This is a genomic window from Acinetobacter sp. NIPH 2100, from assembly GCF_000369805.1.
In the GTDB taxonomy this organism is placed as follows: Bacteria; Pseudomonadota; Gammaproteobacteria; order Pseudomonadales; family Moraxellaceae; genus Acinetobacter.
In genome coordinates this window covers 2,967,038-2,986,200 of record NZ_KB850224.1, presented here as the reverse complement: position 1 = coordinate 2,986,200, position 19,163 = coordinate 2,967,038, and the positions used below count along the sequence as shown (strand labels likewise).

Here is a 19,163-nt window from a genome sequence, read left to right as displayed (position 1 = left end):
TAGCAGATTTTTATAGGTTGTATTGTGCAAGATACCAATGAACTACATCGACAGATTTTAGAAGTGATTGCCTTAATTCCCTATGGTAAAGTGGCAAGTTATGGACAAATTGCCAAGCTGGCGGGTTTGCCTAAGCATGCACGTCTAGTCGGCTATGTACTCAAGCATTTAGATATCGAAAGTAACATTCCTTGGTATCGTGTCATTAATTCTCAAGGCAAGATCAGCGTGACCCGAATCAATGAGAAGGGCGAAAATGTTCAACAGAGCTTATTAGAGGCTGAAGGGATCTATTTATTAAATGGCAAAGTGAGTTTAAAAATATTTGCTTGGCAGCCTTAACTCGGATGTGAGTTTAGAACGCATAATCTGTTATTGCAGAATTCAGCAAATATAAATTATACGTTCTGAGACTTTTAATGATTCAGCGAACAATTAATACAGGAATATGGCTTTCTGCCAAAACTTTCTGCGCTACGCTACCCAGTACAAATTGTTTAAAGCCTGTACGCCCATGTGAACCCATAATAATCAAATCTACACCGATGTTTTGGGCCGCACCGATAATTTCCTGATGCACGGAAAAACCTTCCAAGACTTGAGTCGCGACAGTAAGTCCAAGTTCTTCGAACTTTTGTTCAGCCTTGCTTAAATTATCTTGAACATAGCCTCGAACACGTTCAATCAGCTCATTGCTTTGTCCCATACGAACATAGGCATCGGCAAGATAGGGGTCCAAAGTCATCACTTCAACCACAGTGATTTCACTATTTAATGCTTTTGCGAGTTGGGCTGCTTCCCGAATGACATTCGCAGCAATTTCAGAGTCATCGATCGCCACTAAGATTTTTTGATAAGCCATGTGAGTTACTCCTTATACTTATGATTTTGTATTGAATTCAGTATTTAAATGTTGTTTAAATTACAAGCTCTATGGTTATAGTAAACCTGTTGAAAGATAAATAAAACCTAGCATTTTTATAGGGATAGTTATTATTTATAGGAGAATGGTTAAGATAGGATTTAATTAAAAAATACATGAAATTTCTATAAAAATAGAATGGTGCTATATCAGTGAGTTATCACTAAGGAGGAATTAATATTGTTCAAAAAAACGAATCAATGATTCAACATCATCGGTCTGTAATTGTTCACGCATTTTTAAAATTTGCTTTTCATCTAAGTCATAAAGTCTGAGGGAAAGCAGTTTTTCAATGTCCTGATCAGAGAAACGGTATTTAATTACTTTGGCAGGTACGCCAGCAACGACTGCATAAGGCGGTACATCTTGCGTGACCACAGCACCTGTCGCCACGACTGCACCTTCGCCCAGTTTCACCCCTTGCATGATCATGGCTCGGCTACCAATCCAACAACCGTCGGCAATGACAGTATCACCCGCGGGCAGAAAGCTGCGTGTATCAAAAGGGAAGGTCGAGATCCAATCGGAGCGATGCAGTTGATTACCACCCATCATAATTACACATTCAGCGCCAAAGCAGACAAAGTTGCCAATATGGAGTTGATCAATCGGTTTCTCTGCTGTTGAAGCTTTGTCATGTAGATAACGGACCACACAACGTTCAAAGCCTTGGTCCCAATAAGCAGAATAGTAAGAATAATTGCCTTTGATATGGATATTCGGATTTTTCACCGTTTTAGCAATAAATTCGAACTCACACCAATGTTTAACAGGAGAGTTGATCAATGGATCCATATCAAGAAAAAATTAAAAAAAGCTGAGCTATTATACCCAGTGTTCGAGGGAATAAATATAAAACCTCGCCGTACTTAAGTAAGGCGAGGTGTATTTGAGTTTAAAGTACGTATTGTTCTAATCTTGTTGGCTAGATTTAGTCGATTACATAATAGATCAATACTTAAAGCTTAAGCTTGCTGTTACGCTACGTGGCGAACCATACATATTTTGACGTATCCAATAATTCACTTTTTCATAGTATTTTTTATCAAATAAGTTATCTACATTAATCGCAAACTTATAACGTGGATTAATTTGATAGCCTAGGCTTGCTGAAGCCAATGTATAGCCATCTTGTTGAACCCGCTGACTACCGGATCCATCGTAATAACTAGATACGGCTCTTAAACCAAATCCAAGATTGACTCCTTCAACGATAGTTGCAGGTAGTTTATAAGTCGTCCATAAATTAAAATTGTGCTTAGGGGTAAAGGTGTTAACTGGTTGTCCTTGTTGGTTTGGGTCAGTTAGGTATTCACTTTTGGTATAGGCATAGCCTGTTGTGATTTGCCAATTATCGGTAATTTGCCCACTTGCTTCGATCTCAAAACCACGGCTACGTGCTTTACCTGCCGCCACTGAATAACCCAAACCCTCAGGAGCGGAACGATCGGCAATCGCACGGTTTTTGTCTTCTAGTTGATAGATTGCAGAAGAAAGATTTAAACGGTCATCGAAGAAAGCAGCTTTCAGTCCAGCTTCAACCTGAGTACCAGTCCGTGGATCAAGTTGTTTACCTTTGCCGCCCGTTACAGGGTCATAGGTAAAGCTATTTTGTGGTTTAAAGATTTCCGAGTAGCTAGAGTACAGAGACACATTTGGATTAAGGTCGAATAATACTGCTGCATAAGGGGTAAATTCTGCTTTTGCATCATGGGTCGCTGCTGGATCGGTGCTGTCTTTCCCATCAGCCCTTAAGGTGGTTGAAATTGATTTCCACCAACTCACACGACCACCTCCGACCAAGGTTAAACGTTCAAGTGGTTTGATTCTCAATTGGCTGTAAATGCCATAGTTTTCTATTTTTTCTTTGCTGACATTGGTGTCGTAATCAAAATAGGGCTCAGCAAATTGGTGCTGGTTATCATGATGGATATTGATTGTACCTATCAGTGGTGTTCCCCAAGATGAATAATTGGTTTTTGAGTTGCCTTTTAGATAATCTGCACCGATCAGGAAATTATGGGTCTGTCCAGCAAATAGGAAAGGGGTGTTAAAAAATAGATCTGCAGTAAAATCTTTGTCCTCGCGTTTAAAGGCCAATGCGCTAAATTTGGACATATCACCTTTAGCGTCTGGTAAAGAAGGATCACTATATTTGGCATGATTATCACGTATGCTTTGACGCACAGTCGCTTTGATCAGCCCATCATGATTTAAATGATGCTCCAGTTCTGCAAAAAATTCTTTATTGGTTAGATCCTGCTTGTTCCAGTCCTGCACAAAGCTTGTTTTACGCGAAATATTGAGAAGCTTTCCATCGGGGCCATACGGTAAACCACGTGATAAGACCGTATTAATATCTTGATAGGTAGCACCGAGTGATAGCGTGGTATTGTTCTGAATATCATATTCCAGTGTGCCGTATACCAGTTTCTTATTGCCATCAATGCCGTTCATAAAGGTATCGTAATCTTGTACTGCTGTGACCAGTCGGCCGCGTAATGCGCCATCCTGTGTAAGCTTACCAGTAACATCTGCCTCGCCACGATAGTTATCCCATGAGCCAGCACTTACCTTACCAGTCAAGGCAAAATCAGCCAATGCACGCTTGCGGACCAGATTAATAGAAACACCTGGTTCACCTGCGCCACTGAACATACTCGATGCACCACGTAATACTTCAATACGATCAAAGACAGATAGATCCAGATAGGTTCCGTTTGAATCGGTTCTTAAGGTCGTACCATCCATTTGGTAGGTATCACTGCCATAACCCCGTGCATTGAAATCATTATAATTTCCTGCTGCATCGTAACGTACCACAGTCAGCCCCGTGACATATTTCATGGCATTTTCAATGGTCGAAATATTTTGATCATCCAAACGTTGACGGGTAACCACAGAAACAGACTGTGGTGTTTCTTTGAGTGATTGTGTGGTTTTTCCGATCGCTATTTTTTTAGTTGTGTATGAGGTTGATTGCTCTTTTTCTGCAGCGACTTTGATGGTCGGTAGGGTATTTGCTGTGACTTGTGCATTGATAATGTTTTCGCGATCTGATGTGGTCGGTTCAGCCATCACTTGTGTGAATTGACCACACAGCATTAACATCGGTAAAGCGACTTTAGTACCACCTGCGATCAACTGTAGTGCACGGGAGAGGGGATGTTGGGTGAATCGTACAGTTTGCGGCATAAGGGAATACCTATTAAATATGCATAATGTTTAATTTTGTTAATGATAATTATAATCAATATCGTTATCAAATAATTCTTAACAGAATTTGAATTTTTATGATCAATGGTTATTTAAGCTTTAAAAGCGGAAACTTTAATTCTGGGAAAATTTCCAAAGCCATGTAAACAAGCATTGAATTTGATTGAGAAAGATAAAGCCGAACACGGCACAGAGCAGTATTAAAAACAATAAGTGCAGAACTTGTATCAGGATTCACATGAAACGCAAATATGATTGCGACGCATATGCCCAGAAACATTCCAGTAATGGTATAGATCAAGGCGTTGATAAGTAGATATTACATGTCTTCATCTTATTTTTATTTTATTTAGAAATTGGATGCCTGAAACAAAAGAACTCTTCAATTGATGAAGAGTTCTTTAATCACTTAGTCGAGTGGATTAGATGTATTCCACGCTGACAATTTCATATTCAACTTCACCTTGTGGTGTTTGAATTTTTGCTTCGTCGCCTTCACTTTTACCTAAAAGACCACGTGCAATCGGGGAGTTTACTGAGATTTTATTGATTTTAAAATCTGCTTCGTCATCGCCTACAATTTTATAAGTCTTACGTTCTTCAGTATCCAGGTTTTCAATGGTGACAGTCACACCAAACACAACACGACCATTTTGCTCGAGTGTTTTGACATCAATTTCTTGAACTGCACCAAGTTTACCTTCGATATCCTGAATACGGCCTTCACAGAAACCTTGCTGTTCACGCGCAGCATGATATTCAGCATTTTCCTTTAAATCGCCGTGCTCACGTGCTTCAGCAATCGCTTGGATAATACGTGGGCGATCCACTGTTTTGAGCTGTTGTAATTCTTTCTCTAAGGCAACCTTGCCTTCGGGAGTCATAGGGTAACGTTGCATTTCAGTCCCTCTAAATTGGTTGGGAAAATACAGGATTAAAAAAAGAAAAAGCCCGCCACCGATAAGGTGACGGGACTTTATCGGTAGAGAATTAACCTACAGTTTGTAAATCTTGCAAGCGGTATACATCCATTGGCAATTTCACAGCAAATGCTTGGCAAACAGCCTCTGCGCCGTTGATGGTCGTGGTGTAATACACCTTGCCTTGGAGGGCAGCACGACGAATCATGGCAGAGTCATACTGAGCTTGTTTACCTTCAGTTGTGTTGACAATAAGATGAATTTCACCATTTTTCAAGCGGTCAACAATATGTGGGCGACCTTCGGTCACTTTATTGACAGCTTGACATTCAATTCCAGCTTCTTTCAGCACACGATGTGTACCGTTGGTTGCAACCAGTTTAAAGCCATAAGCGATTAACTGTTTTGCAATGTCGGCAATGTATTTCTTATCTGATTCACGAACCGATAAGAATGCATGTTTCACTTCGCCTTCTGTTGGTAAGCCTGGTAAACGTTCGTTAGAACCAAGCACTGCTTTATAGAATGCTTCACCAAAGGTTTTACCTACACCCATCACTTCACCTGTAGATTTCATCTCAGGCCCAAGCATTGGATCTACGCCAGGAAATTTGGCAAATGGGAATACGGCTTCTTTAACAGCAAAATGTGTTGGAATGATTTCTTTGGTGAAACCTTGTGATTCCAAAGATTGGCCAGCCATACAGCGTGCAGCAACTTTTGCTAAAGAATCACCAATACATTTAGATACGAAAGGAACGGTACGTGATGCACGTGGGTTCACTTCAAGGATATAAATGTCATTGCCTTTCACTGCAAACTGAACGTTCATCAAACCGATTACGCCAAGCTCTTTTGCCATTGCAACAGTCTGACGACGCATCTCGTCCTGAACTTCTTGAGAAAGTGAGTACGGAGGAATCGAACATGCAGAGTCACCTGAGTGAATACCTGCTTGTTCAATATGCTGCATGATACCGCCGATCACAACATCTTTACCGTCAGAAACGCAGTCAACGTCAACTTCTGTTGCATCGTCAAGGAAACGGTCAAGTAGGACAGGGGCTTCATTCGACGCTTGTACTGCTTCACGAAGGTAACGTTTCAGTTCTTCTTCGTTATAGACGATTTCCATTGCACGACCACCCAATACATAAGATGGACGAACAACCAGTGGGTAACCCACTTTAGCCGCTTCAGAAATACCTTCTTCAGCAGATTTTACGATGCTGTTGTTTGGTTGACGAAGCTGTAGACGTTGAATCATTTGTTGGAAACGTTCACGGTCTTCTGCACGGTCAATTGCATCAGGAGATGTACCAATGATTGGGGTACCTGCTTCTTCCAAAGCACGTGCCAATTTCAAAGGTGTTTGACCACCGTACTGTACGATCACGCCTTTAGGCTTCTCAGTACGTACGATTTCAAGTACATCTTCAAGTGTTACAGGCTCGAAGTATAAACGGTCAGATGTGTCATAGTCGGTTGAAACAGTTTCAGGGTTACAGTTCACCATGATGGTTTCATAACCGTCTTCACGCATTGCAAGCGCAGCGTGTACACAGCAGTAGTCAAACTCGATCCCTTGACCAATACGGTTAGGACCACCACCAATGACCATGATCTTGTCGCGGTTTGATGGATTTGCTTCACATTCTTCATCGTAAGTTGAGTACATGTAAGCAGTACCAGATTCAAACTCTGCTGCACAGGTATCAACACGTTTGTAAACTGGATATACACCCAAGTTCCAACGTTGTTTACGGAATTGCTTTTGTGAAATACCCATCAAGCCAGCAATACGAAGGTCAGATAAACCTTTGCGTTTGAATGAACGGATATTGTCAGCATTTAAGTCACCAAAACCTAATGCTTTCACTTGAGCTTCAGTTTTAATGATGTCTTCGATTTGGATCAAGAACCAACGGTCGATCTTGGTTGCTTCAAATACGTCATCTAAAGAGAAACCATGACGGAATGCATCAGCAACGTACCAGATACGCTCTGGACCAGGTACTTTAAGCTCTTTTAAGATGATGTCTTTCGCATTGGCTGTACCCGCTTCAACTTTTTCGTCAAAGCCACTTACGCCAACTTCAAGACCACGAAGTGCTTTTTGTACAGATTCTTGGAAGTTACGACCAATCGCCATGACTTCGCCCACAGATTTCATCTGAGTTGTCAGTACAGGCTCAGCTTGTGGGAATTTTTCGAAGTTGAAACGTGGAATCTTCGTTACTACATAGTCAATCGATGGTTCGAAAGATGCTGGTGTAATACCACCAGTGATGTCATTTTTCAATTCATCAAGGGTATAACCGACTGCAAGTTTCGCTGCGATTTTAGCAATCGGGAAACCTGTTGCTTTAGAAGCAAGGGCAGATGAGCGAGAAACGCGAGGGTTCATTTCGATCACAACCATACGGCCGTCTTGCGGGTTAATACCGAATTGAACGTTCGAACCGCCTGTTTCCACACCAATTTCACGAAGAACCGCAACTGATGCATTACGCATTAATTGGTATTCTTTGTCTGTCAATGTTTGCGCAGGAGCAACAGTGATTGAGTCACCTGTGTGTACGCCCATTGGGTCAAAGTTTTCGATCGCACAAACGATGATACAGTTGTCGTTTTTGTCACGAACAACTTCCATCTCATATTCTTTCCAACCAATCAGTGATTCATCAATCAATAATTGTTTAGTTGGAGAAAGATCGAAACCACGTTCACAGATTTCTAGGAACTCTTCGCGGTTATAGGCAATACCACCACCTGAACCACCCATCGTGAATGATGGACGGATGATGACTGGGAAACCAAAACCTGCTTGGATGGCCAAAGCTTCTTCCATTGTTTCAGCAATGGCAGCTTTTGGACATTCCAAACCAATTTTACGCATCGCGATATCAAACAGTTTACGATCTTCTGCTTTTTCAATCGCTTCTTTTGATGCACCAATCAGTTCTACATTATATTTTTCAAGAACGCCGTGCTCGTCTAAAGCAAGGGCACAGTTCAATGCAGTTTGGCCGCCCATGGTTGGAAGGACTGCATCTGGACGTTCTTTTTCAATGATTTGTGCAACGGTCTGCCAAGTGATTGGCTCGATATAAGTTGCATCTGCCATTGCAGGGTCGGTCATAATGGTCGCTGGGTTAGAGTTCACCAAAATAACGCGATAACCTTCTTCACGAAGCGCTTTACATGCTTGCGCACCTGAATAGTCAAATTCGCAGGCTTGACCAATGACAATAGGACCAGCACCAATAATTAAGATGCTTTTAATATCCGTACGTTTAGGCATTATTCGCTCCTTAATTACTTCTTAGCTGCTTCGATAAGTTCGATGAAATGATCGAACAATGGGGCACAGTCATGTGGACCAGGGCTGGCTTCAGGGTGACCCTGAAAACTGAATGCTGGTTTGTCAGTGCGATGAATACCTTGGTTTGTACCATCAAACAGTGAACGATGTGTCACTTTTAAGTTTGCAGGTAAAGTACTCTCGTCAACAGCAAAGCCGTGGTTTTGAGAAGTAATCATCACTGTACCTTTCTCAAGATTTTGTACAGGATGGTTCGCGCCGTGGTGACCATGATTCATTTTCATAGTTTTCGCGCCAGAAGCGAGCGCTAAAATTTGGTGACCTAAACAAATACCGAATACAGGTAAGTTGGTTGTATCAACAATGGTTTTCACTGCTTCAATGGCATAGTCACATGCTGCTGGATCACCAGGACCATTTGACAAGAACACGCCATCTGGATTGAGTGCGAGTACTTTCTCAGCAGGTGTCTGTGCAGGAACAACAGTCAATTTACAACCACGGTCTGCAAGCATACGTAAGATGTTGGTTTTGACACCATAATCGTATGCAACAACATGAAATTTTAATTCTGGTTGAGTGAAGCCTTCGCCTAAAGTCCAAGAACCTTCAGTCCATTCAAAACCCGTCGGATCACAGCATTCTTTCGCAAGATCGAGACCGTTTAAACCGCCAAATGCACGTGCTTTTGCAATTGCTTCTTCTTCTGTAATATTTTCGCCAGCAAGGATGCAACCATTTTGTGCACCTTTGTCGCGTAGAATACGAGTCAATTTACGCGTATCAATATCAGCAATCGCAACAACATTATGTTGTTCCAAGTATTCACTGAGAGATTGTTCAGCACGGAAATTACTGTGTAATAAAGGCAGATCACGAATAATTAAACCATTCGCCCATACTTTATGGATGCGACCTGATTCAACGTCTTCACTATTACAGCCAGTATTTCCAATATGAGGATAAGTCAACGTCACAATTTGTTGTGCGTAGCTTGGGTCGGTCAAAATTTCTTGATAACCAGTCATGGCAGTGTTAAAAACGACTTCACCAGTCGTACTACCCGATGCACCGATAGACGTTCCTTTAAAGATCGTTCCATCTGCGAGGGCTAAAATGGCGGGGGTGCTCAAACCAAAGCTCCTGAACTAAGACCACAAAAATAGGGCTGTAAAAAAGCGAGAAGACATAAAAAAAGGCAGGCCGTCTTTAAAAAAACATGCCCCTCCTTCCAGTCTGCTCGCTTGTAACTTAACAGCGCATTATACGCATGAGTCCGTGAAAAGTCTATGTGTTTTATTTATTAAAGTTAGGAATTGTCGAATTCTTTTTAAGCAAGCGGACAGAGGTGTCTATTGCAAAATCGCTCATCCAGATATCGTTATCATGAGATATTATGCAAATTGTTAGACAATTTTTTTCGTGTTTGAGTTGTAGCCGTTTTATCTTATAGCTAGCCAAAAAATCAACAATCAATAATGAGGGGAATTAAAATGGCTGACAATCAAACAACACCTGCAACTGCTGAAGAAGTGAAAGCTGCTGTAGTTGAAAAAACCACGAAAGCGAAAGAAGTGGTTGCTGAAAAGACTGCTGAAGTGAAAGAAGTGGTTGCTGAGAAAACTGCAAAAGCGAAAGAAGCGGTTGCAGAAAAAACAGCGAAGGCAAAAGAAGTGATTGCTGAAACTCAAGAGCAAGCGAAAGAAGTGATTGCTGAGACTCAAGGTCAAGTGAAAGAAGCTTTAGCGGAAACTCAAGAAAAAATTGAGACTGAAGCAAAAGAGTTAAATCAAAATATTCAAAATCAGCTTGTACAGATCAAACAAGATCTTTTAGAGCGCATTGAAGTGATTAAAACTCAACTTAATTCATCGCAAGGTAACTTGCTTGAATTGAAAAATGTATTAAAAACAGAGTTAAATGCATTGATCGAAGACTTAACTAAAGTGAGCAAAGAATTGAAAGATGACATTAGTCAAATTTCAGTGAAGCATAAAGATACTTTAGTTGTGAGCCTTAAACGTACTAAAGAGCAAGCTGTTGAAGCTTGGAATAAAGTACGCGCCAGCTAATAAGTTGTATGCATAAAAAAAGCGAGAATTTTTCTCGCTTTTTTTATGTGCAAAACATTAGAACTGATGCAACCAGTCACGTTTATTATGAAAGTCAGCTTGAGGACTACTGTGCTGCATTGCAAAATAATGCATACCTTGTGTGGTATTCAACACCATGCTTAGACCGAGGTATAAGTCAGACCATTTCAATTTATGTTGTTGCATGAATTGGGACAGATCTAAACTGACATTTAAACCATAATGAGTCCGCTGTAAATGATTCAGCTCAATGTCATATGCAGCGACTGGCGGCATATTTTCAGGAAAGCGATATTCTTCAAATTGATAGACTTGCCAAGCTTGAGAAGGGGAGAGATTAATTTCACGATAGAAATCTTCACCTTTCACACCAACAAAAATCTCAAAGCAAGTCTGTTCCCATAAAAAGTCTTGACGTGGATGTGCAGCGACTTGATCTGGGTAGATCAAAAATTGATTTGGGTCACGAACCCAAAAACCAACATTTAGGGATGCTGGCGTTTGTTGCTCAATCGCTCCAACTACGGTAATGGCGCTAAAGCGATCAAAGGCAGACAGTTCATAACTTGCCATCGTAATTATTTATTACTTAGATGAGCAAAACGAACTAAGTTAGAAAGGTGTTGGTTTTGTTTGGCTGCTTTTTTATATAGCAAAACAATTTTACCAATTTTCTGTACAGACTCTGCACCTGTTGCTTCAACAATCGCATCAATTACAGTTGCACGTGCATCACGGTCTTCACCCGCAATTTTCACTTTGATCAACTCGTGATCATTCAGCGCACGATTTGTTTCTTCAATGACGTTTTCTGTAAGACCTTGGCTACCAATCATTACAACTGGATTAAGCGCATGGCCAATTTGACGTAAACGCTTACGTTCATGGATAGATAAAGCCGCCATTAAAAATACCTGATTGGAAAAACGACCTAGTATAACTTGCATCCCGAATCTAAGATAGATTGAGCAGACCAGCACTTGAAACAAAAATGTGAAAATTGCTAAAAATAATCAATCGTGTTGATCGAAAAAAATCTGTAAAACTTCGTGTGAATGAAGTACATCCGTACTGTAATGAGAGTAATTTTCACGTACAATGACTGATCAGAAGTTTTTTGAAATTTAGTGAGTTATGGCAACACGCATTACCAATCAAAAATTGTCTAAAAGCAGTCGTGTGTGGATGCGAGAGCATTTGGATGACCCTTTTGTCAAAAAAGCACAAAAGGAAGGTTATCGCGCACGTGCCGCATATAAACTACTTGAAATCCAAGAAAAATATAAAATGATCAAGCCTGGTATGACGGTTGTCGACTTAGGTGCAGCGCCAGGCAGTTGGTCTCAAATTGCAGGTAAACTGGTTGGATCAAAGGGCTTGGTGATTGCTTCAGATATCCTTGCAATGGATGCACTTCCAGATGTGACCTTCTTACAAGGCGACTTCCGTGAAGAAGAAGTTTTCGAAAAATTGTTAAATATTTTAAATGGACGTCAAGTAGACATTGTAATTTCAGATATGGCCCCCAATACATCAGGTAATAGGGCTGTTGATCAACCGCGTCAAATTTACTTATGTGAATTGGCTTTGGATTTTGCTCAGAAAGTTCTCGGACCAAACGGACAGTTTATTGTTAAAGTGTTCCAAGGGACGGGATTTGATGAGTTCCGAAAACAGGTGGTCGATAGTTTTGATGTATTAAAAACAGCCAAACCTGCGGCATCACGTGCTCGATCGAAAGAAGTTTTTTTGATTGGCCAAGGTCGTAAAAAGGCATTGCAATAAAAGTGTACTTGCCAAGTTGTTAAAAATTGTGCATTTTGTACCTTTTAAGTTTTTTGCAACGCAAATTCATTGCTGTTTTTGTGAAGGTCAGCCAAGATTAGGTATGATCAAATTAGATTGATATGGGAATAAAGCCTTGAGCGATTACTTCAAGAATGCCGTATTGTGGCTCATCATACTCGGTGTTCTGATTTTGATTTTTAGCAACGTCAGTGACCGCAATAAGCCTGCAGCGATGAAATATTCTGATTTCGTTGCAGCGGTGAATGCTGGGCAAATTAAACAAGTCACAATTGACGGTTTAAATATTAATGGTGAAAAAACCAATGGTTCTGCGTTTGAGACGGTTCGTCCTCAAGTAGAAGACACTGAGTTGCTACCAAGCTTGAATAAACAAAATGTAGTTGTTGAAGGCACAGCGCCACAACGTCAAGGCATTTTGATGCAACTTCTCATTGCGAGTTTCCCTGTATTGCTCATCATCTTATTATTCATGTTCTTCATGCGTAATATGGGCGGTGGAGCAGGCGGCAAAAACGGTCCTATGAGTTTTGGTAAGTCAAAAGCAAAAATGTTATCTGAAGATCAAATCAAGTTAACATTTAGTGATGTTGCAGGCTGTGACGAAGCAAAACAAGAAGTGGTTGAAATCGTTGATTTCTTAAAAGACCCTGCAAAATTCAAACGCCTTGGTGCAACCATTCCACGTGGTGTACTGATGGTTGGCCCTCCGGGTACAGGTAAAACATTGTTGGCAAAAGCGATTGCTGGTGAAGCTAAAGTTCCATTCTTTAGTATCTCTGGTTCTGACTTCGTTGAAATGTTTGTCGGTGTCGGTGCTTCTCGTGTCCGTGACATGTTCGAACAAGCAAAACGCCATGCGCCATGTATCATCTTTATTGATGAGATTGATGCAGTTGGTCGTCATCGTGGTTCGGGTACAGGTGGTGGTCATGATGAGCGTGAACAGACCCTGAACCAGATGCTTGTCGAAATGGATGGTTTTGAAGGCAATGAAGGCGTGATCGTTATTGCTGCAACCAACCGTGTTGATGTATTGGATAAAGCATTGCTTCGTCCAGGCCGTTTTGACCGTCAAGTGATGGTCGGTTTACCAGACATCCGTGGTCGTGAACAAATTTTAAATGTTCACTTGAAGAAACTTCCTTCTGTTACAGGTGTAGATCTTAAAGTTCTTGCACGTGGTACACCAGGATTCTCAGGTGCGCAACTTGCGAACTTAGTCAATGAAGCTGCATTGTTTGCTGCTCGCCGTAATAAAAATACGGTGGATATGCATGACTTTGAAGATGCTAAAGACAAGATCTACATGGGCCCTGAACGTAAATCGATGGTAATTCGTGAAGAAGAACGTCGTGCAACGGCTTACCATGAAGCGGGTCATGCGATTGTTGCTGAAATCTTACCGGGTACAGACCCAGTGCATAAAGTAACCATCATGCCACGCGGTTGGGCATTAGGTGTCACTTGGCAGCTTCCTGAACAAGATCAAACCAGCCATTATAAAGATAAGATGTTGAATGAACTTTCAATCTTATTTGGTGGTCGTATTGCAGAAGAAGTGTTCATTAACCAAATGTCGACAGGTGCATCTAACGACTTTGAACGTGCAACTAAAATGGCGCGTGCAATGGTGACCAAATATGGTATGTCTGATGCACTTGGTGTAATGGTTTATGAAGATGAAAACCAAAATGGTTTCTTCGGTAATGTAGGTAGTCGTACGATTTCTGAAGCGACTCAACAAAAAGTCGATGAAGAAGTTCGTCGTATCTTGGATCAACAGTATAAAGTTGCACGTGATATCTTGGAAAATAACAAAGATATCGCTCATGCAATGGTGAAAGCGTTGATGGATTGGGAAACAATCGATCGTGATCAAATCCGTGACATCATGGAAGGTCGTGAACCGCAACCACCTAAAGTTTATGTTGCTGAAAATCCAGTGGCTGCATTTGAACCACCGAAAGATGGTCCATCTACACCACCACCATTACCAGCAATGGGCTAAATCAAGATGAAATAAAAAGAGCGGCTTCGGTCGCTCTTTTTTTGTTTGGATTTTAGTCCAAACTGAAAATAAATCAGCAACGTTCTAGAGGCTGTGTTGTTAAAATAAGCCCGTTAAAGTACCAAGAGTCTTGATCATGCAGTTGATGCCATTACCACAATATCAGTTACAGTGCGGTCGTTTTAAATTAGATCTCTCTCAGCCTCATGTAATGGGCATCTTGAATGTCACGCCTGATTCATTTAGTGATGGTGGGCAGCACCATCAAAAAGATCAAGCGATCAAACATGCTTTACAGATGCTTGAAGAGGGTGCAACCATCATCGATATTGGCGGAGAATCGACACGTCCAAATGCATCACCTGTGGCGTTAGCTGAAGAAATTCGTCGAGTGATTCCTGTGGTCGAGGCTCTCTCAAATTATGATGTAATTATGTCGATTGATACCAGTCAGCCAGAAGTGATGCGTGCTGCCATACAAGCTGGCGCACATATCTGGAACGATGTTCGTGCATTAACACGTCCACAGGCCTTGGAAACAGCTGCTGAGTTGAATATTCCTGTGGTGCTGATGCATATGCGTGGTGAACCGACCAATATGAATCAGCTTGATCAATATGATGATGTGACGGAAGATGTGATTTTTGAATTGCAGCAACGCTTGGATCAAGCAATTGCAGTGGGAGTCAGAAAAGAAAATATCATTATCGATCCTGGTTTTGGCTTTGCTAAAAATGCACAGCAAAATTTTCAATTGCTGAATGAGTTTTGGAAGCTCAATCGAATGGGCTACCCAATCTTATCGGGCCTTTCACGTAAACGTTTTATCGGTGAAGCCTTAAATGGTGTACCTGCGCAAGAGCGCGCGGTTGGCAGTGTGACAGGGCATTTATTCAGTATTCAGCAGGGGGCAAGTATCGTTCGTGCCCATGACGTTAAAGCCACTCGCGATGCGATAAAAGTCTGGAACATGATGCAAGCTTAAATTTATTGCGATGTCAGTAGAGCTTGAGGGCTCTATTGACTTGCCTGAATAGATTAAATATAACAAGACTATAAAATAAGATAAGTGATATTAAAAATGGAAAATAAAACAATTACATATAAAAGTTTATGGGTGTTTGCACTCATTCTTAGCCTTGGCTTTATTATTTCTGCTGGTGTGATGGGCTATGCACTGAAACAGTTTAATAGCACCAAAAACTCGATTACAGTCAAAGGATTAGCTGAAAAACCAATTCAAGCCGATTCAGCACGCTGGGAGATTCACTTACAAACCAGCCACACGTCTGACACGATTCCACAAGCTTATCAATTGCTTGATCAACAAATGAAAGAATTACAAAGCTTTTTTGTCGAGCATGGTTTTAAAGCGGTGGATATGCAACTCGGAAATAAAAGTTCCCAACCCTATTATGAAGAAGTGAATATGGGGGAAGGGCGGATCAATCGTGAGTTTAAAGGCTATATGGCATTGCAATCCTTAGTGATTGCGAGTCGCGATATCAAGAAGATTGAACAGGCAGCCAAAGAAGCTTACGTACTGGATGAAAAGGGCATTGCCATTGAACAGAAACCTGAATATCTGGTGTCGAATTTAGAAGAAATCAAAATGTCTTTGATTGCCAATGCAACCAAGAATGCGTATAGCCGTGCCAATGAGTTTGCCAAAGTGGGTGGCGTGAAAGTGGGGATGATGCGCTCTGCTAGCCAAGGTGCATTTTATATCCTGCCTGAAAGCGGTTCGGATGACGACAGTGATTATGGTGGCGCTTATGACAAAGCCACCATTAATAAAATTGCGCGTGTGGTGGTCACCATCAATTATGCGATTGAGTAAAACTTTTGCTGTAGATCATGAATAAGCCATTCTGGAAAGATACATTCGAATACGATGTATTTTTCTTTTTTTGCATACAATTCTCTGTATATCGACTTTATTTGAAAAAACGAAATAGAATTGGGGAACTGAACAATGCATCAATCAACAAAAATATTAACATTAACTGTGCTCAGTTGTATGGTGATGGCTTGTAGCACACCTGTTAAACAATACGATCAGGCTACAATCGAAACCGCAATGCCAGTGTCACCAGCACCGATAACCATGTCAAATCAAGGCTTGGCACAAACTCGCAAGATGATTGCGCCTGCATCTTATATTGCAGTCATGCCAACCATGGAAAGACCGCGTTTAGAACAGAACACTGAAAAATACCAAAAAAATGAGGTCAATCCGGTTCATCGTGTGGCTGATCAAGCCGTTTCAACTTTTAGTATTGATGTCGATACAGGTAGTTATACCAACACACGTCGTTTCTTGAATGATGGTCGTTTACCACCCGTCGATGCAGTCCGTGCCGAGGAGATGATTAATTACTTTGACTATCAGTACCCGCAGCCGAATAGTATTCACCCATTTTCAGTCAGTACTGAAACAGTCGATTCACCGTGGAAAGAAAATGCCAAACTGATCAAAATCGGCATTCAGGCTAAAGATTTAAGTACTAAACAATTGCCACCTGCCAATCTGGTGTTTTTGGTCGATGTCTCTGGCAGTATGGATGCAGCAGACAAACTACCTTTGGTTAAACAAACTTTGCGCTTACTCACTGAGCAACTTCGAGCACAGGATAAAGTCACTATTATTACTTATGCCAGTGGTGAAAAGCTGGTGTTAGAGCCAACTGCTGGTGATCAAAAAGATAAGATATTGGCCGTGATTAATGCATTGCAGGCAAGTGGGGCAACCGCAGGTGAGCAAGCCATTCAACTGGCCTATAAGCAGGCTGAAAAGGTCTTTGTGAAAAATGGCATTAACCGAATTTTACTGGCGACGGACGGTGATTTTAATGTCGGTATTACTGATTTTAGTACCTTAAAAGGCATGGTGGCTGAGAAACGCAAAAGTGGTATTTCTTTAACAACATTGGGCTTTGGTACAGGGAACTACAATGAGCAGTTGATGGAACAACTGGCGGATGCAGGTGATGGCAATTACAGTTATATCGACAATAAAAATGAAGCGAAAAAAGTAGTACAGCGTCAGCTTTCTTCAACACTTGCAACTGTTGCTCAGGATGTCAAAATTCAGGTCGAATTTAACCCTGCGATGGTGAAAGAATATCGCTTGGTTGGCTATGAAAATCGAATGTTGAAACAGGAAGATTTTAATAACGATAAGGTGGATGCAGGAGATATTGGGGCAGGTCATAATGTCACAGCAATTTATGAAATCGTTCCAGTCGGTCAACAGGGTTGGCTCAATGAGTCACGGTATCAAGAATCTACAAAAACAGATACAGAGAAAAAATCTGAATATGCCTTTGTCAACTTGCGCTATAAATTGCCAAATCAACAAAAGAGCATCCTTTTAAACCAAGCTGTAAAAGCTGAAAGTAAGCCCCTTGCTAAAGCCAATAACGATACCCGTTTTGCGATTGCGGTTGCATCGTATGCTCAGCAGTTAAAAGGTGGGCAGTACAATGGCGCATTGGGATGGGATCAAATTATCCAATTGGCACAACAATCAGCGAAACCTGATCCTTATCAGATGCGAGAGGAGTTTGTCGAGTTGGCGAAGATTGCCAAAAGCTTAAGTGCTAAAAAAGATTAAAGTTTGGTTTTTAAAAAAGCGGTCGGAAACATTCAGGTGGCTGACCGCTTATTAGATTGATTTGTTTCATGACGAATTGATATTCATCATATCTCAGCTAAGTGAGCTAAATAATTATAATATTGGTTAAAAATTCTTGTTTAAAATGTCTAGAGAAATGAATCAAACGGTTTAAAAAGCGATTTAAAACGATGTTATATTTACTCGGAAAATCATTATATTAGGAATAAAAATTGACACTCAGTATCAAAATACCACTGATTAAATCGAGCCAATTAAGTGAATTGAATAAGTGTAATGTTTGGTTGAAAATGGAATCTTCACAACCGACAGGTTCATTTAAGCAACGTAGTATTGGCAATGCTTGTCTAAAATATATAGAAAAGGGCGCACAGAAATTCATTAGTTCTTCTGGTGGAAATGCGGGTATTTCAGTGGCGTATATGGGCAATGTGTTGAATATTCCGGTCACTGTTGTTGTACCTAAAACCACCTCGCAACAAGCGATTGATTTGATGTTACAGCAGGGTGCCGAGGTCATTGTTCATGGTGATTCATGGATGGAAGCGAATGAATTGGCACTTTCCTATGTCAATGAAAAGGCTGTTTATATTCATCCTTTCGATGATCAATATCTTTGGGATGGTGTCGCTCATATTATTGATGAAGTCCTTGAGGAAGGCATCCATCCGAATGCAGTTATTTTATCAGTAGGGGGTGGCAGCTTAATTTCTGGTATTCATCAAGGTTTGAGTCAGAATCATTTAGATATTCCAATTTATGCAATTGAAACTCACGGCACTGCTTCTTTAAATAGTTCAATGAAGATCGGTAAACATATAAAGCTAGATGAAGTGACAGGAGTCGCGACAACACTTGCAGCGAAACAAGTCTGTGAAAATGCATTTATGATTTCGCAAAACCATAATGTTCAAGGAATGACAGTATCTGATCAAGAGGCAGTGCTAGCATGTTTGAGGTTCTTGGATGACCATCGCACTTTAGTCGAGCCTGCCTGTGGTGCAACATTATCTATTTTGTACAATCAAAAAATTAACTTTATGCCGCAGGATGACGTTTTAGTGATTGTCTGTGGTGGTGCTTCGATTACCTTTGAACAGCTTTCGAAATATGCTGAGCAATTTGCTGTACCAGTAAGGGCTTAGCCTATTGGTTATGTATCTTCACTTTTCTTATAGCTAGGATTTATTAGCGCGTAGATGATCTAACTAATTTTTAAAATGCGGTCGGAAA

The 19,163-nt window shown here is 40.9% G+C and carries 16 protein-coding genes; 8 read left to right on the top strand and 8 right to left on the bottom strand.

Features of this window, described 5'->3' with window-relative positions:
- Positions 1–21: 21 nt before the first annotated feature.
- Positions 22–342: an MGMT family protein gene (locus F887_RS04205; protein WP_081401647.1), complete on the top strand. Its 321-nt coding sequence runs from the start codon at positions 22–24 to the stop codon at positions 340–342.
- An 82-nt stretch (positions 343–424) separates the two neighbouring features.
- Here the strand turns inward: F887_RS04205 and F887_RS04210 are convergent, their stop codons facing one another.
- The 6 genes from F887_RS04210 to carA form a co-directional block, all read right to left on the bottom strand.
- Positions 425–862, bottom strand: coding sequence for a universal stress protein (locus tag F887_RS04210; RefSeq protein ID WP_005296232.1), 438 nt, complete (start codon positions 860–862; stop codon positions 425–427).
- Between the two features lie 234 nt (positions 863–1,096).
- Entirely contained in the window at positions 1,097–1,717 is a 621-nt protein-coding gene (locus F887_RS04215; RefSeq protein ID WP_005296228.1) for a CatB-related O-acetyltransferase, read from the bottom strand.
- A gap of 156 nt (positions 1,718–1,873) precedes the next feature.
- Positions 1,874–4,117, bottom strand: a complete 2,244-nt coding sequence (locus tag F887_RS04220; protein WP_005296225.1) for a TonB-dependent siderophore receptor — start codon at positions 4,115–4,117, stop codon at positions 1,874–1,876.
- Positions 4,118–4,560: 443 nt separating this feature from the next.
- Entirely contained in the window at positions 4,561–5,037 is a 477-nt protein-coding gene (greA, locus tag F887_RS04225) for a transcription elongation factor GreA (RefSeq protein WP_005150395.1), read from the bottom strand.
- A 91-nt stretch (positions 5,038–5,128) separates the two neighbouring features.
- A complete protein-coding gene (carB, locus tag F887_RS04230; RefSeq protein WP_005296222.1) occupies positions 5,129–8,362 on the bottom strand; it encodes a carbamoyl-phosphate synthase large subunit in 3,234 nt (1,077 codons plus the stop codon).
- Positions 8,363–8,376: 14 nt separating this feature from the next.
- A complete protein-coding gene (gene carA / locus F887_RS04235; RefSeq protein WP_005201999.1) occupies positions 8,377–9,516 on the bottom strand; it encodes a glutamine-hydrolyzing carbamoyl-phosphate synthase small subunit in 1,140 nt (379 codons plus the stop codon).
- Positions 9,517–9,876: 360 nt separating this feature from the next.
- Here carA and F887_RS04240 point away from each other — a divergent pair, with 360 nt between their 5' ends.
- Positions 9,877–10,455 carry a hypothetical protein gene (locus tag F887_RS04240; RefSeq protein WP_005296218.1) on the top strand — a complete coding sequence of 193 codons (579 nt, stop codon included), beginning with the start codon at positions 9,877–9,879 and terminating at the stop codon, positions 10,453–10,455.
- A gap of 57 nt (positions 10,456–10,512) precedes the next feature.
- Here F887_RS04240 and F887_RS04245 read toward each other — a convergent pair whose 3' ends face one another.
- Together F887_RS04245 and yhbY are read right to left on the bottom strand one after the other, a co-directional pair.
- Positions 10,513–11,049: a DOMON-like domain-containing protein gene (locus F887_RS04245; protein WP_005296217.1), complete on the bottom strand. Its 537-nt coding sequence runs from the start codon at positions 11,047–11,049 to the stop codon at positions 10,513–10,515.
- A gap of 5 nt (positions 11,050–11,054) precedes the next feature.
- Positions 11,055–11,381 (bottom strand): ribosome assembly RNA-binding protein YhbY, encoded by a 327-nt coding sequence (gene yhbY, locus F887_RS04250; RefSeq protein WP_005296215.1) that lies wholly within the window; start codon positions 11,379–11,381, stop codon positions 11,055–11,057.
- A 229-nt stretch (positions 11,382–11,610) separates the two neighbouring features.
- Between yhbY and rlmE the strand changes: the two genes are divergently transcribed.
- The 6 genes from rlmE to F887_RS04280 all read left to right on the top strand — a co-directional run bounded on the left by rlmE (position 11,611) and on the right by F887_RS04280 (position 19,075).
- Positions 11,611–12,261, top strand: coding sequence for a 23S rRNA (uridine(2552)-2'-O)-methyltransferase RlmE (gene rlmE, locus F887_RS04255; RefSeq protein ID WP_005150405.1), 651 nt, complete (start codon positions 11,611–11,613; stop codon positions 12,259–12,261).
- Between the two features lie 136 nt (positions 12,262–12,397).
- Positions 12,398–14,293 carry an ATP-dependent zinc metalloprotease FtsH gene (gene ftsH, locus F887_RS04260; protein WP_005150407.1) on the top strand — a complete coding sequence of 632 codons (1,896 nt, stop codon included), beginning with the start codon at positions 12,398–12,400 and terminating at the stop codon, positions 14,291–14,293.
- A gap of 136 nt (positions 14,294–14,429) precedes the next feature.
- Positions 14,430–15,278 (top strand): dihydropteroate synthase, encoded by an 849-nt coding sequence (gene folP / locus F887_RS04265; RefSeq protein WP_005296211.1) that lies wholly within the window; start codon positions 14,430–14,432, stop codon positions 15,276–15,278.
- A 96-nt stretch (positions 15,279–15,374) separates the two neighbouring features.
- The gene (locus F887_RS04270; RefSeq protein ID WP_005296208.1) at positions 15,375–16,133 is read left to right on the top strand and encodes an SIMPL domain-containing protein; all 759 of its coding nucleotides are present in this window, start codon (positions 15,375–15,377) and stop codon (positions 16,131–16,133) included.
- Between the two features lie 135 nt (positions 16,134–16,268).
- Positions 16,269–17,909, top strand: coding sequence for a vWA domain-containing protein (locus F887_RS04275; protein WP_005296206.1), 1,641 nt, complete (start codon positions 16,269–16,271; stop codon positions 17,907–17,909).
- 245 nt (positions 17,910–18,154) lie between these two features.
- Positions 18,155–19,075, top strand: a complete 921-nt coding sequence (locus tag F887_RS04280) for a pyridoxal-phosphate dependent enzyme (RefSeq protein WP_416201968.1) — start codon at positions 18,155–18,157, stop codon at positions 19,073–19,075.
- The last annotated feature ends 88 nt before the right edge of the window (positions 19,076–19,163 follow it).